Genomic DNA, 12,935 nt, shown 5'->3' on the forward strand with positions numbered 1-12,935 from the left:
GCGGGTTCACCCGCGAAAGGGCCGGCAGAGGCAGTAAAAATCTGTCAGGCATAAAAAAGCACCCCGAGGGGTGCTTTTTGCGTTCCGGCAATCAGCGCTTAGCGCTTCATGCTCTCTGGCAGGTGCGGCTGGATGGCCGTCAGGACTGCCTTGAAGCACTTGATGTTGCCTGCAACGATGTGGCCCTTGTCGAGGAAGTCATGGCCGCCGTTGAAGTCGCTCACCAGGCCACCGGCTTCCTGGATCAGCAGCACGCCGGCTGCCATGTCCCACTCGGACAGGCCCGACTCCCAGAAGGCGTCGAAACGGCCAGCAGCCACATAGGCCAGGTCCAGGCTGGCGGAACCGGCGCGGCGGATGCCGGCGGTCTGGCCAGTCAGGGCGCGGAACATACCCAGGTAGTTGTCCATGTCGGCCATCTGGCCGTCACGGAACGGGAAGCCGGTACCCAGCAGGGCGCCTTCCAGGCTGGTGCGCGAGCTGACACGCAGGCGGCGGCCATTGAGCTGGGCGCCACGGCCACGGCTGGCGGTGAATTCTTCCTGGCGAACCGGGTCGAGCACTACGGCGTGCTCAAGGCGACCGCGGTATTTGCAGGCGATGCTGACGGCGAAGTGCGGAATGCCGCGCAGGAAGTTGGTGGTGCCGTCCAGTGGATCGATGATCCACAGGTAGTCTTTACCTTCTTCGCCGGTGCCCGCGTGCATGCCCGTCTCTTCACCCTGGATGGAGTGGTTCGGGTAGGCCTTGCGCAGCGCGTCGACGATTTTTTGCTCGGCGGCACGATCAACTTCGGAAACGTAGTCCTTAGCCTCTTTCTCGTCCACCTTGATGCTATCCAGGCGTTCGATGGAGCGGAAAATCAGTTCACTGGCGCTGCGAGCGGCGCGCAGGGCGATATTCAGCATAGGCTGCATGGGCGGGTCACCTGGAGATGTTAAAGAAGAAAGCCGGCCATTCTAGCAGAAAACTTTGGCGGCAGAAGTGTCACATTTGCTTTCATGGCGTTACGTCCGTCGGTTCTGTAAGATCGAAGGCCCTGATTCCTGCATCTGTGAGCACAACACCTTGCTGCAAAATATTCGTGTTGTTCTGGTCAATACCAGCCACCCCGGCAACATCGGCGGCGCTGCGCGTGCCATGAAAAACATGGGCTTGTCGCGCCTGGTGCTGGTGCAGCCGAAAGAATTCCCCGCCCTGGATGCCAGTGCCCGCGCCTCGGGTGCCGACGATGTGCTGGATAACGCTCTGGTGGTCGACAGCCTTGAGCAGGCGCTGGTCGGCTGTAACCTGGTGATGGGTACCAGCGCCCGTGAGCGCAGCATCCCCTGGCCGTTGATTGGCCCGCGCGAGTGCGGGTCCAAGGCGGTGGAGCATGCCAACGGTGGCGAAGAAATCGCCCTGGTGTTCGGGCGCGAACACGCCGGCCTGACCAACGAAGAACTGCAGCGATGTCACTTCCATGTGCACATTCCCTCCAACCCCGACTTCAGCTCGCTGAACCTTGCTGCGGCTGTCCAGGTGCTCTCCTACGAGGTGCGCATGGCCTGGCTGGCCGCCGGTGAAGCGCCGGGCAACGTCGAGAAGGTTGAAGCCAGCGAGCTGGCGACCATGGACGAAATGGAGCTGTTCTACGACCACCTGGAGAAAACCCTGGTGGGCATCGGCTTCCTCGATCCCGAGAAACCCAAGCACCTGATGCCGCGCCTGCGCCGGCTGTATGGGCGGGTAGCGGTCGAGCGTACGGAAATGAGCATTTTGCGCGGCATCCTTACCGAGACCCAGAAAGTGGTCCGGGGCGAGCCGCATAAACGGAAGGACTGACAGATGTTCGAACGCCTGCGTGAAGATATTCAAAGCGTATTCCACCGTGACCCGGCTGCGCGCAATGCCTTCGAGGTGCTCACCTGCTACCCCGGCATGCATGCCATCTGGCTGCACCGCCTGGGCAATGCCCTGTGGAAGCGTGATTTCAAATGGCTGGCCCGGCTGGTATCGAACTTCGGCCGCTGGATGACCGGGATCGAGATCCACCCGGGCGCCACCATCGGCCGTCGCTTCTTTATTGACCATGGCATGGGCATCGTCATCGGCGAAACCGCCGAAATCGGCGACGACGTGACCCTTTACCAGGGCGTGACCTTGGGCGGTACCAGCTGGAACAAGGGCAAGCGTCACCCCACCCTGGAAAACGGCGTGGTGGTAGGGGCGGGGGCCAAGGTGCTGGGGCCGTTCACCGTCGGTGCTGGTGCCAAGATCGGTTCCAATGCGGTGGTGACCAAGGCCGTTCCGGCCGGCGCCACGGCGGTGGGCATCCCAGGGCGGATCATCGTCAAGAGCGAAGACAATGAAGTCGAGGCCAAGCGCAAGGCCATGGCCGAGAAGATCGGCTTCGATGCCTACGGCGTCAGCGGCGACATGCCCGACCCGGTGGCGCGTGCCATCGGCCAGATGCTCGACCATCTGCAAGCCGTCGACGAGCGGTTGGAGGGCATGTGTGGTGCCCTGACCAAGATGGGTAGCGACTACTGCGCCAAGGAGCTGCCCGCCCTGCCGGAAGATGATTTCACCGAGGTCGCCAAGGTGGCCCAGCGCGACACTCAGTCGCATTGATTGCGCCGTGCTGAAATCATAGTGACATACGGGGCGTGTGCTCACGCCCCTCGTCTGCTACAATCGCGCCCGCCTCCCCGACGCAAACCCGACTAAAGCACTAGGTCTAATAGTTGACTTAAATGCTCGGGAATCGCATACTCGCACACATCCCGAAACTCCCGTGGTACCCAATAGCCATGCGACTGACTACCAAAGGCCGATACGCCGTGACTGCCATGCTCGACCTGGCGTTGCACGCGCAGCATGGGCCGGTGTCTTTGGCCGACATTTCCGAGCGCCAGGGCATTTCCCTCTCTTATCTGGAACAGCTGTTCGCCAAGCTGCGCCGCAGCAGCCTGGTCTCCAGCGTGCGCGGTCCAGGCGGTGGCTACCAGCTGTCGCGGGGCATGGAAACCATCCAGGTGGCCCAGGTCATCGATGCGGTCAACGAATCGGTCGATGCTACCCGTTGCCAGGGCCTCGGGGACTGCCATGCCGGTGATACCTGCCTGACCCACCACCTGTGGTGCGACCTCAGCCAGCAGATCCATGAATTCCTCAGCGGCATCAGCCTGGCCGACCTCGTCATGCGCCGTGAGGTGCAGGAAGTCGCCCAGCGCCAGGACCTGCGTCGTGTCGCAGGCCGAACCGCCCAGCTGGACAAGATTGAGACGTCTGCCGTCGATTGATCCCCCAGGGACGATGAGCGACGCCACCGCCTGATAGGAGAGACAAATGAAGTTGCCGATCTACCTCGATTACTCCGCGACCACCCCGGTCGACCCACGTGTGGCCCAGAAAATGGCCGACTGCCTGCTGGTCGACGGGAACTTCGGTAACCCGGCCTCGCGCTCCCACGTCTTCGGCTGGAAGGCCGAGGAAGCGGTCGAGAACGGCCGTCGCCAGGTTGCCGAGCTGATCAACGCCGATCCGCGCGAAATCGTCTGGACCAGCGGTGCCACCGAGTCCGACAACCTCGCACTCAAAGGTGTTGCGCACTTCTATCAGACCAAAGGCAAGCACATCATCACCTCCAAGATCGAGCACAAGGCGGTCCTGGATACCGCTCGCCAGCTGGAGCGTGAAGGTTTCGAAGTCACCTACCTTGAGCCAGGCGAAGACGGCATCGTCACCCCGGCCATGGTAGAAGCGGTACTGCGCGACGACACCATCCTGGTCTCGCTGATGCATGTGAACAACGAAGTCGGCTCGATCAACGACATCGCCGCCATCGGTGAACTGACCCGCTCGCGCGGCGTGCTGTTCCACGTTGACGCCGCCCAGTCGGCCGGCAAGGTCGAAATCGACCTGCAAAAGCTGAAAGTCGACCTGATGTCGTTCTCGGCGCACAAGGTCTATGGCCCTAAAGGTATCGGCGCGCTGTACGTCAGCCGCAAGCCGCGTGTTCGCCTGGAAGCCATCATTCACGGCGGTGGCCATGAGCGCGGCATGCGTTCAGGCACCCTGCCAACTCACCAGATTGTCGGCATGGGCGAAGCGTTCGCCATTGCCAAGCAGGAAATGGTCGCCGAAAACGCGCGCATCAAGGCCCTGAGCGACCGCTTCTTCAAGCAGGTCTCGGACCTTGAAGAGCTGTACGTCAACGGTAGCCAGACTGCCCGTGTACCGCACAACTTGAACCTGAGCTTCAACTACGTCGAAGGCGAGTCGCTGCTGATGTCGCTGAAAGACATCGCCGTTTCGTCCGGTTCGGCTTGCACCTCCGCTTCGCTCGAGCCGTCGTATGTACTGCGCGCTCTGGGCCGTAACGACGAGCTGGCGCACAGCTCGATCCGCTTCTCCTTCGGCCGCTTCACCACCGAAGAAGAAGTCGACTACGCCGCGCAGAAAGTCTGCGAGGCCGTCAACAAACTGCGTGAGCTGTCGCCGCTGTGGGACATGTACAAAGACGGCGTTGACATCTCCAAGATCGAGTGGGCCGCCCACTAAGCAGTCGCCGGCAAGAGCGGCTCCCTGATGAGGAAGGAATTGCACCATGGCATACAGTGAAAAGGTCATCGACCACTACGAAAACCCGCGCAACGTCGGCAAGATGAACGCCGAAGACCCGGACGTTGGCACCGGCATGGTCGGCGCCCCGGCGTGCGGCGACGTGATGCGCCTGCAGATCAAGGTCAACGAGCAGGGCGTTATCGAAGACGCCAAGTTCAAGACCTACGGCTGCGGTTCGGCCATCGCTTCCAGCTCCCTCGCCACCGAGTGGATGAAGGGCAAAACCCTGGACGAAGCCGAAACCATCAAGAACACCCAGCTGGCCGAAGAACTGGCGCTGCCGCCGGTCAAGATCCACTGCTCGGTACTCGCCGAAGACGCCATCAAGGCGGCTGTTCGCGATTACAAGCAGAAGAAAGGCTTGATCTAAGTCGCCTGTTGCAAGGTAAGGAGTCCTGATGGCTATCAGCATGACAGAAGCCGCCGCCAACCACATTCGCCGCTCCCTTGACGGGCGCGGCAAAGGTGAGGGTATTCGCCTGGGCGTGCGCACCACCGGTTGCTCGGGCCTGGCCTATGTGCTGGAGTTCGTCGACGAACTGGCGGACGAAGACCAGGTGTTCGAGAACCACGGCGTAAAGGTGATCATCGATCCCAAGAGCCTGGTCTACCTCGACGGCACCGAGCTGGATTTCGTCAAGGAAGGGTTGAACGAAGGCTTCAAGTTCAACAACCCCAACGTGCGCGGTGAGTGTGGCTGCGGCGAAAGCTTCAACGTTTGAGGCTGGCTGTGGGTACTCCTTGTCATTACGCATTGTTTGACCTCCAGCCAAGCTTCCGCCTGGATCTCGACAAGTTGGCCACTCGCTATCGCGAGTTGGCCCGCGAAGTCCATCCCGATCGCTTTGCCGACGCCTCCGAGCGTGAGCAGCGTATAGCGCTGGAAAAGTCCGCCGCTCTCAACGACGCCTACCAGACCCTGCGCAGTGCGCCGCGTCGCGCCCGCTATCTGCTGGCCATCAGTGGCCACGAAGTGCCCCAGGAAGTCACGGTCCACGACCCGGAATTCCTGTTGCAGCAGATGCAGTGGCGTGAAGAGCTCGAAGAGTTGCAGGACGAAGCCGACCTTGACGGTGTCGGTGTGTTCAAGAAGCGCCTCAAGGCCGCCCAGGACACACTGAACGAGGACTTTGCCGCCTGCTGGGATGCCCCAGGCGAGCGCGACAAGGCCGAGCGCCTGATGCGCCGCATGCAATTCCTCGACAAGCTCGCCCAAGAAGTGCGCCAACTGGAAGAGCGCCTCGACGATTAACCCGGTGTCGCCCGTGATGACGCCTAAGGTATTCAGATAAGCATGGCCCTACTGCAGATTGCCGAACCCGGTCAAAGCCCTCAGCCGCACCAGCGCCGCTTGGCGGTGGGGATCGACCTGGGTACCACCAACTCTCTGGTCGCTGCATTGCGCAGCGGCCGTAGCGAGCCCCTGCCCGACGCGCAGGGTAGCGTCATTCTGCCGTCCGCGGTGCGCTACCTCGAAGGGCGCAACGAAGTGGGGCAGGCCGCGCGTGATGCCGCCTCCAGCGACCCGCTGAACACCGTGCTGTCGGTCAAGCGCCTGATGGGGCGCGGCCTGGCTGACGTCAAGCAATTGGGTGAGCAGCTGCCGTACCGCTTTGTCGGCGGCGAGTCGCACATGCCGTTCATCGACACCGTGCAGGGCCCGAAAAGCCCGGTTGAAGTGTCCGCCGATATCCTCAAGGTGCTGCGTGAGCGCGCCGAAGCGACCCTGGGTGGCGAACTGGTCGGTGCGGTGATCACTGTGCCGGCCTATTTCGACGACGCTCAGCGCCAGGCCACCAAGGACGCTGCACGCCTGGCTGGCCTGAACGTGCTGCGCCTGCTCAACGAGCCGACCGCAGCAGCCGTGGCCTATGGCCTGGACCAGAACGCCGAAGGCGTCGTGGCCATCTATGACCTGGGCGGCGGTACCTTCGATATTTCCATCCTGCGCCTGACCGCTGGCGTGTTCGAAGTGCTGGCCACCGGTGGCGATACCGCCCTGGGCGGCGATGATTTCGACCACGCCATTGCCGGCTGGATCATCGAACAGGCTGGCCTGTCGTCCGACCTGGACCCCGCCACCCAGCGTGCGTTGCTGCAAACCGCCTGCGCCGCCAAGGAAGCCCTGACCGACGCCGACGTGGTCAGTGTCAGCCATGGCGGCTGGCAGGGCGAACTGAGCCGCACCGCTTTCGAAACTATGATCGAGCCATTGGTTGCCCGCAGCCTCAAGGCCTGCCGCCGCGCCGTGCGCGACAGTGGCGTCGAACTCGAAGAAGTCAGTGCCGTGGTCATGGTCGGTGGTTCGACCCGCGTCCCGCGTGTGCGTGAGGCTGTGGGTGCGCTGTTTGGCCGCGCTCCGATGACCTCGATCGACCCTGACCAGGTAGTGGCCATTGGTGCCGCCATCCAGGCCGACACTCTGGCCGGCAACCGCCGCGAAGGTGGCGAGCTGTTGCTGCTTGATGTCATTCCGCTGTCGCTTGGTCTTGAGACCATGGGCGGGCTGATGGAGAAAGTGATCCCGCGCAACACCACCATTCCGGTGGCGCGTGCCCAAGAGTTCACGACTTATAAAGATGGCCAGTCGGCCATGATGATCCACGTCCTGCAAGGCGAGCGCGAGCTGATCAGCGACTGCCGCTCGCTGGCACGTTTCGAGCTGCGCGGTATCCCGGCGATGGTTGCCGGCGCTGCAAAAATTCGCGTCACCTTCCAGGTGGATGCCGACGGCCTGCTCAGCGTTGCTGCCCGCGAACTGGGTTCGGGCGTGGAAGCCAGCATTCAGGTCAAGCCGTCCTACGGCCTGACCGACGGCGAAATCGCCCGCATGCTCAAGGACTCCTTCGAACACGCAGGTTCCGACAAGCAGGCCCGTCAGTTGCGCGAGCACCAGGTGGACGGCGAGCGCCTGCTTGAAGCGGTACAAGGCGCCCTGGACGCCGACGGCGAACGCCTGCTCAGCAGCGACGAGCGCGACGCCATTGAGTTCCAGATGCAAGAACTACGTGATTTGCTGGCCGGCACCGATGGCGCAGCCATCGAGCAACAGACCAAGCGTCTGTCGCAGGTGACCGACGCATTTGCCGCCCGTCGCCTTGATTCGACGGTAAAAGCCGCACTGGCCGGGCGCAACCTGAATGAGATCGAGGAGTAACCGATGCCGCTGGTGACATTCCTGCCGCATGAGAAGTTCTGCCCCGAGGGGCTGACCGTGGAAGTGCCGACCGGGACCAACATCCTGGAACTGGCCCACGACCATCACATCGAGATGGAAAGCGCCTGCGGCGGCGTCAAGGCCTGTACCACTTGCCACTGCATCGTGCGCAAGGGTTTCGACTCGCTCGAAGAAGCCGACGAGCTGGAAGAAGACATGCTGGACAAGGCCTGGGGTCTGGAGGCGCAGTCGCGCCTGGGTTGCCAGGTGGTCGTCGCTGACGAAGACCTGACCATCGAGATTCCCAAGTATTCGCTCAACCACGCTGCCGAAGCACCGCACTGAGGGCCTGTACATGAGTCTGAAATGGGTTGATGTACTTGAGATCGCAATCCAGCTTGCAGAAAGCAAGCCTGAGGTCGATCCTCGTTATGTGAATTTCGTAGACCTGCACCGCTGGGTGCTGGCATTGCCCGAGTTCAGCGACGATCCGTCACGCGGCGGTGAGAAAGTGCTCGAGGCCATCCAGGCTGCCTGGATCGACGAAGCCGACTAAGCGTCACTTGCAGGTTAGGCAATCCCCCGGAACCCGCGTATAATTCGCGGGTTTAATTTTTCGTGTCACTCATATTCTGGAGTTTTCCATGGCTGTTCAACGTACTTTCTCGATCATCAAGCCTGACGCCGTTGCCAAAAACGTCATCGGCAAGATCACTACTCGCTTCGAAGAAGCCGGCCTGAAAATCGTTGCCTCGAAAATCAAGCAACTGTCCAAAGCCGAAGCCGAAGGCTTCTACGCTGAGCACAGCGAGCGCGGCTTCTTCGGCGACCTGGTTGCCTTCATGACTTCCGGCCCGGTTGTTGTTCAGGTTCTGGAAGGCGAAAACGCTATCGCTCTGAACCGTGAGCTGATGGGCGCTACCAACCCTAAAGAAGCTGCTGCCGGCACCATCCGCGCTGACTTCGCCGAGTCGATCGACGCCAACGCCGTTCACGGTTCGGACTCCGAAGCTGCTGCTGCTCGCGAAATCGCTTACTTCTTCGCTGCTACCGAGGTAACCACTCGCTAAGCGAAAGCTTACGGGTGAGGGTGAATCCATGACGACATCTACTGGCAAAATCAACCTGTTGGGTCTGACCCAGCCGGAAATGGAACAATTCTTCGACTCAATCGGGGAAAAACGCTTCCGTGCCGGCCAGGTGATGAAATGGATTCACCATTTTGGCGTGTCCGACTTTGCGGCCATGACCAACGTAGGCAAGGTCTTGCGCGAAAAGCTCGAGGCCGTTGCCGAGATTCGCCCTCCGGAAGTGGTCAGTGAAGACATTTCCGCCGACGGCACCCGCAAGTGGGTGATCCGCGTTGCCTCCGGCAGCTGCGTCGAGACCGTCTACATTCCAACCGACGACCGCGGCACCCTGTGCGTATCGTCGCAAGCCGGCTGCGCCCTGGACTGCAGTTTCTGCTCCACCGGCAAGCAAGGCTTCAACAGCAACCTCACCGCCGCCGAAGTGATCGGCCAGGTGTGGCTTGCCAACAAATCCTTCGGGACCGTTCCTGCCAAAGTCGACCGCGCGATTACCAACGTGGTGATGATGGGCATGGGCGAGCCCTTGCTGAACTTCGACAACGTCATCGCCGCCATGAAAATCATGATGGATGACCTGGGCTATGGCATTTCCAAGCGTCGCGTCACCCTGTCCACCTCGGGCGTGGTGCCGATGATCGACGAACTGGCCAAGCACATCGACGTATCGCTGGCCCTGTCGCTGCACGCCCCGAACGACGAGCTGCGCAACCAGTTGGTACCGATCAACAAGAAGTACCCGCTGAAAGTGCTGCTGGAATCGTGCATGGGCTACATGTCCACCCTGGGTGGCAAGCGCGTGCTCACCGTCGAGTACACCCTGCTCAAGGACGTCAACGACCAGCCTGAGCATGCCGCGCAGATGATCGAGTTGCTGCGCGATGTACCGTGCAAGATCAACCTGATCCCGTTCAACCCGTTCCCGCATTCGGGCTACGAGCGGCCAAGCAACAACGCCATTCGTCGCTTCCAGGACTTGCTGCACCACGGTGGTTTCAACGTTACCACCCGCACCACGCGTGGCGAGGACATCGACGCCGCCTGTGGTCAGCTGGTCGGCCAGGTCAATGACCGCACCCGCCGCAGCGAGCGCTACATTGCCGTGCGTCAGCTCTCCTCGGACGTCGAGCTGCAAGACAGCGCCGCCAGCCACTGACCGGAACCCTGCCCATGAGCCTGCGCGCCGCGCTGTCGATCCTTGCGCTTTCGCTGCTGGCCGGCTGTGTGTCGGGCGGTGCAAGCGACCCCCTGGCCAGCCGCCAGGGCAGGGCGGAGGCGGGTAGGGCTTATGTGCAGCTTGGCTTGGGTTATTTGCAACAGGGTTTGACCGAGCAGGCCAAGGCGCCACTGGGCAAGGCCCTGGCCCTCGACAGCGCTGACGCCGACGCGCACGCCGCCTTGGCGCTGGTGTTCCAGGCAGAAGGTGAGCCGGCACTCGCCGAAGCCCACTTTCGCAAAGCTTTGCAAGCCCGCACTGACGACACGCGAATTTGCAACAATTACGGCAGTTTCCTTTATGCTCAGGGGCGATTTGCCGAGGCCGAGCAGATGTTTCGCCTGGCCAGCGCCGATACCCTGTATCCTGAGCGTTCACGCGTGTACGAGAACCTGGGCCTGACTGCCCTGAAGCTCGAACGACGCGACCAGGCGCAGGCTTACCTGCTGAAAGCGTTGCAACTCAACCAGCGGCAACCGAAAGCGTTGCTGGAAATGGCTGAGTTGTCCTACGAAAACAGGCATTATGTGCCGGCCCGGGACTACTACGATCGTTTCAGCCAGCTGAGCGACCACGATGCCCGTAGCCTGCTGCTGGGCAGCCGCCTTGCCCGGGTGTTCGACGAGCAGGGCACACTGGCCGAGCTGGGCCAGCAATTACAACGACTTTATCCCGGTACGCCGGAATATCAGCAATACCTGTCGGAGCAACGATGAACGCCGCGCATCCCGAAGTAGCAGTAGCGCCTGGCCAGAACCCCGGTGAGCTTTTGCGCCTGGCCCGTGAAAAACGGGACTGGTCTCAAGCCGAGGTGGCCCGCAAGCTCAACCTCACTGTCAGTTCGTTGAACCATGTGGAAACCGGCGCCTTCGACAAGCTGCCAGGGCATACGTTCGCCCGTGGCTACATTCGCGCCTATGCCAAGCTCATGGACCTCGACCAGGCCGGCCTGGTAGACGCCTTCGACCGCTACACCGGTACTCACGCCAAAGGCAGCGAGGTGCACTCGCTGGGCCGTATCGAAGAGCCGGTGCGCCTGTCGCACAACATCTTGCGTGGTGTCAGCCTGCTGTTGCTGGTGGCTGTGGTCGGGGGTGGCTTCGTCTGGTGGCAGGATCAGGGCAGCTTGCGTGGCAAGGACCTGGCCAAGATTGCCCTGGAGCACGTCGAAGTCGAAAGCGCCGACGGCACCACCCAGATTCACCCGCTCGATGAGCCTGAAGACCAGGCCGTTACTGCTGGCCAGCAAGCCGAAAGCGCACCGTTGGCGCTGGAGCAGGGCGCAGCCGAGCAGTCTGCCGCCGCGGCTGAGCAGGCACCGGCAAGCGCGGCGCCAGCCGTTGCTGCAGTACCTGCTCCGGCACCGGCCCAGCAAGCGCCTGTGCAACCTGCCCCTGCGGCGGCGCCGGCCCCGGCAGTACCGGCTACCCCGGCACCGGCCGCTGTTGTGTCTACGGCTCCGACGCCGGCTGTGGCCGCCACTGAGCCAGCGGCAGTACCGGCAGGCAGCGCCAAGGTTGCCATCCAGTTCACCGCCGATTGCTGGACCCAGGTGTCCGATGGCAACGGCAAGGTGCTGTTCAGCGCCATCAAGCGCAAGGGGGACAACCTCGAGCTGACCGGCAAGCCGCCGTTCGCGGTTCGCCTGGGCTTTGCCCGTGGCGCCCAGGTCAGCTACAACGGCCAGGCCGTCGATGTTGCCCCGTTCACCAGTGGCGAAACCGCTCGCCTGAAGTTGGGACAGTAAGTCATGCACGGCGAATCTCCGATCAAACGTCGCGAATCCCGCAAAATCTGGGTTGGCAATGTGCCGGTGGGTGGTGATGCGCCCATCGCGGTGCAGAGCATGACCAACACCGACACCAACGATGTAGCCGCCACCGTGGCGCAGATCCAGCGCCTGGTCGATGCCGGCGTGGACATCGTGCGGGTTTCGGTGCCGGACATGGACGCCGCCGAGGCGTTCGGCAAGATCAAGCAGCTGGTCAGTGTGCCGCTGGTCGCCGACATCCACTTCGACTACAAGATCGCCCTGCGCGTGGCCGAACTGGGCGTCGATTGCCTGCGTATCAACCCGGGCAACATCGGCCGTGAAGACCGTGTGCGCGCCGTGGTTGATGCTGCCCGTGACCGTGGCATCCCGATCCGTATCGGCGTCAACGCCGGTTCCCTGGAGAAGGACCTGCAGAAGAAGTACGGCGAACCGACCCCAGCGGCGCTGGTCGAGTCGGCCCTGCGCCACGTCGAGCACCTCGACCGACTGGACTTCCAGGACTTCAAGGTGAGCGTGAAGGCCTCCGACGTGTTCATGGCCGTCGAAGCCTACCGCCTGCTGGCCAAGCAGATCGTTCAGCCGCTGCACTTAGGGATCACCGAAGCCGGTGGCCTGCGTTCGGGGACGGTGAAATCCGCCGTCGGCCTCGGTATGCTGCTGGCCGAAGGCATTGGCGATACCATCCGTATCTCGCTGGCGGCCGACCCGGTCGAAGAAGTGAAAGTCGGCTACGACATCCTCAAGTCGCTGCACCTGCGTTCGCGTGGCATCAACTTCATCGCCTGCCCGAGCTGCTCGCGGCAGAACTTCGATGTGGTCAAGACCATGAACGAACTGGAAGGGCGCCTGGAAGACCTGCTGGTGCCGCTGGACGTGGCGGTGATCGGTTGCGTCGTCAACGGCCCGGGTGAAGCGAAGGAAGCCCATGTAGGCTTGACCGGCGGCACGCCGAACCTGATCTACATCGACGGCAAGCCGGCGCAGAAACTGACCAATGACAACCTGGTCGATGAGCTGGAAAAGCTCATCCGCCAGAAAGCGGCCGAAAAGGCCGAGGCCGACGCGGCGCTGATCGCCCGTGGCTGACACACA

At 62.2% G+C, this 12,935-nt stretch carries 16 protein-coding genes; 15 read left to right on the forward strand and 1 reads right to left on the reverse strand.

The genetic code is table 11. The features are described from left to right. Positions 1 to 98 precede the first annotated feature (98 nt). On the reverse strand, positions 99 to 917 hold the full coding sequence (suhB, locus tag QQL85_RS01355; RefSeq protein ID WP_012270588.1) for a type III secretion system regulator SuhB: 819 nt from the start codon (positions 915 to 917) through the stop codon (positions 99 to 101). 151 nt (positions 918 to 1,068) lie between these two features. On the opposite strand from suhB, the gene trmJ reads away from it, so the two are divergent. The 15 genes from trmJ to ispG all read left to right on the forward strand — a co-directional run bounded on the left by trmJ (position 1,069) and on the right by ispG (position 12,929). Beyond that, positions 1,069 to 1,824 (forward strand): tRNA (cytosine(32)/uridine(32)-2'-O)-methyltransferase TrmJ, encoded by a 756-nt coding sequence (trmJ, locus tag QQL85_RS01360; protein WP_284354863.1) that lies wholly within the window; start codon positions 1,069 to 1,071, stop codon positions 1,822 to 1,824. Positions 1,825 to 1,827: 3 nt separating this feature from the next. Beyond that, positions 1,828 to 2,613 carry a serine O-acetyltransferase gene (gene cysE, locus QQL85_RS01365; protein ID WP_284354864.1) on the forward strand — a complete coding sequence of 262 codons (786 nt, stop codon included), beginning with the start codon at positions 1,828 to 1,830 and terminating at the stop codon, positions 2,611 to 2,613. 179 nt (positions 2,614 to 2,792) lie between these two features. After that, complete coding sequence (gene iscR / locus QQL85_RS01370; protein ID WP_008092572.1) at positions 2,793 to 3,284, forward strand: Fe-S cluster assembly transcriptional regulator IscR; 492 nt, start codon at positions 2,793 to 2,795, stop codon at positions 3,282 to 3,284. Between the two features lie 46 nt (positions 3,285 to 3,330). Further along, positions 3,331 to 4,545, forward strand: coding sequence for an IscS subfamily cysteine desulfurase (locus QQL85_RS01375; RefSeq protein ID WP_012270592.1), 1,215 nt, complete (start codon positions 3,331 to 3,333; stop codon positions 4,543 to 4,545). A 46-nt stretch (positions 4,546 to 4,591) separates the two neighbouring features. Then, on the forward strand, positions 4,592 to 4,978 hold the full coding sequence (iscU, locus tag QQL85_RS01380) for a Fe-S cluster assembly scaffold IscU (RefSeq protein WP_003248539.1): 387 nt from the start codon (positions 4,592 to 4,594) through the stop codon (positions 4,976 to 4,978). A 28-nt stretch (positions 4,979 to 5,006) separates the two neighbouring features. Beyond that, positions 5,007 to 5,330: an iron-sulfur cluster assembly protein IscA gene (gene iscA, locus QQL85_RS01385; protein ID WP_003248536.1), complete on the forward strand. Its 324-nt coding sequence runs from the start codon at positions 5,007 to 5,009 to the stop codon at positions 5,328 to 5,330. An 8-nt stretch (positions 5,331 to 5,338) separates the two neighbouring features. Further along, positions 5,339 to 5,860: a co-chaperone HscB gene (gene hscB / locus QQL85_RS01390; protein WP_284354865.1), complete on the forward strand. Its 522-nt coding sequence runs from the start codon at positions 5,339 to 5,341 to the stop codon at positions 5,858 to 5,860. A gap of 42 nt (positions 5,861 to 5,902) precedes the next feature. After that, positions 5,903 to 7,765: a Fe-S protein assembly chaperone HscA gene (hscA, locus tag QQL85_RS01395; RefSeq protein WP_284354866.1), complete on the forward strand. Its 1,863-nt coding sequence runs from the start codon at positions 5,903 to 5,905 to the stop codon at positions 7,763 to 7,765. A 3-nt stretch (positions 7,766 to 7,768) separates the two neighbouring features. Next, complete coding sequence (fdx, locus tag QQL85_RS01400; protein WP_012270595.1) at positions 7,769 to 8,110, forward strand: ISC system 2Fe-2S type ferredoxin; 342 nt, start codon at positions 7,769 to 7,771, stop codon at positions 8,108 to 8,110. Between the two features lie 10 nt (positions 8,111 to 8,120). Continuing rightward, positions 8,121 to 8,321, forward strand: coding sequence for a Fe-S cluster assembly protein IscX (gene iscX / locus QQL85_RS01405; protein ID WP_003248529.1), 201 nt, complete (start codon positions 8,121 to 8,123; stop codon positions 8,319 to 8,321). Positions 8,322 to 8,409: 88 nt separating this feature from the next. Then, a complete protein-coding gene (ndk, locus tag QQL85_RS01410; RefSeq protein ID WP_012316140.1) occupies positions 8,410 to 8,835 on the forward strand; it encodes a nucleoside-diphosphate kinase in 426 nt (141 codons plus the stop codon). A 28-nt stretch (positions 8,836 to 8,863) separates the two neighbouring features. Then, a complete protein-coding gene (gene rlmN / locus QQL85_RS01415; RefSeq protein WP_284354867.1) occupies positions 8,864 to 10,009 on the forward strand; it encodes a 23S rRNA (adenine(2503)-C(2))-methyltransferase RlmN in 1,146 nt (381 codons plus the stop codon). 14 nt (positions 10,010 to 10,023) lie between these two features. Further along, positions 10,024 to 10,785, forward strand: a complete 762-nt coding sequence (gene pilW / locus QQL85_RS01420; RefSeq protein ID WP_284354868.1) for a type IV pilus biogenesis/stability protein PilW — start codon at positions 10,024 to 10,026, stop codon at positions 10,783 to 10,785. Further along, the gene (locus QQL85_RS01425) at positions 10,782 to 11,816 is read left to right on the forward strand and encodes a RodZ domain-containing protein (protein WP_284354869.1); all 1,035 of its coding nucleotides are present in this window, start codon (positions 10,782 to 10,784) and stop codon (positions 11,814 to 11,816) included. Before pilW ends, QQL85_RS01425 begins: the two co-directional genes overlap by 4 nt. Positions 11,817 to 11,819: 3 nt before the next feature. After that, positions 11,820 to 12,929, forward strand: coding sequence for a flavodoxin-dependent (E)-4-hydroxy-3-methylbut-2-enyl-diphosphate synthase (ispG, locus tag QQL85_RS01430; protein WP_016713199.1), 1,110 nt, complete (start codon positions 11,820 to 11,822; stop codon positions 12,927 to 12,929). Positions 12,930 to 12,935 lie beyond the last annotated feature (6 nt).

The organism is Pseudomonas putida (genome assembly GCF_030159595.1).
Lineage (GTDB): Bacteria > Pseudomonadota > Gammaproteobacteria > Pseudomonadales > Pseudomonadaceae > Aquipseudomonas > Aquipseudomonas putida_AC.

What these genes read in the sequence shown, in the direction of transcription:
- QQL85_RS01425 (WP_284354869.1), top strand. Translation starts at nt 10,782, where the DNA reads ATGAACGCCGCGCATCCCGAAGTAGCAGTAGCGCCTGGCCAGAACCCC.
- ispG (WP_016713199.1), top strand. Translation starts at nt 11,820, where the DNA reads ATGCACGGCGAATCTCCGATCAAACGTCGCGAATCCCGCAAAATCTGG.
- iscR (WP_008092572.1), top strand. Translation starts at nt 2,793, where the DNA reads ATGCGACTGACTACCAAAGGCCGATACGCCGTGACTGCCATGCTCGAC.
- ndk (WP_012316140.1), top strand. Translation starts at nt 8,410, where the DNA reads ATGGCTGTTCAACGTACTTTCTCGATCATCAAGCCTGACGCCGTTGCC.
- iscA (WP_003248536.1), top strand. Translation starts at nt 5,007, where the DNA reads ATGGCTATCAGCATGACAGAAGCCGCCGCCAACCACATTCGCCGCTCC.
- rlmN (WP_284354867.1), top strand. Translation starts at nt 8,864, where the DNA reads ATGACGACATCTACTGGCAAAATCAACCTGTTGGGTCTGACCCAGCCG.
- fdx (WP_012270595.1), top strand. Translation starts at nt 7,769, where the DNA reads ATGCCGCTGGTGACATTCCTGCCGCATGAGAAGTTCTGCCCCGAGGGG.
- iscU (WP_003248539.1), top strand. Translation starts at nt 4,592, where the DNA reads ATGGCATACAGTGAAAAGGTCATCGACCACTACGAAAACCCGCGCAAC.
- suhB (WP_012270588.1), bottom strand. Translation starts at nt 917, where the DNA reads ATGCAGCCTATGCTGAATATCGCCCTGCGCGCCGCTCGCAGCGCCAGT.
- hscA (WP_284354866.1), top strand. Translation starts at nt 5,903, where the DNA reads ATGGCCCTACTGCAGATTGCCGAACCCGGTCAAAGCCCTCAGCCGCAC.
- cysE (WP_284354864.1), top strand. Translation starts at nt 1,828, where the DNA reads ATGTTCGAACGCCTGCGTGAAGATATTCAAAGCGTATTCCACCGTGAC.
- iscX (WP_003248529.1), top strand. Translation starts at nt 8,121, where the DNA reads ATGAGTCTGAAATGGGTTGATGTACTTGAGATCGCAATCCAGCTTGCA.
- QQL85_RS01375 (WP_012270592.1), top strand. Translation starts at nt 3,331, where the DNA reads ATGAAGTTGCCGATCTACCTCGATTACTCCGCGACCACCCCGGTCGAC.
- pilW (WP_284354868.1), top strand. Translation starts at nt 10,024, where the DNA reads ATGAGCCTGCGCGCCGCGCTGTCGATCCTTGCGCTTTCGCTGCTGGCC.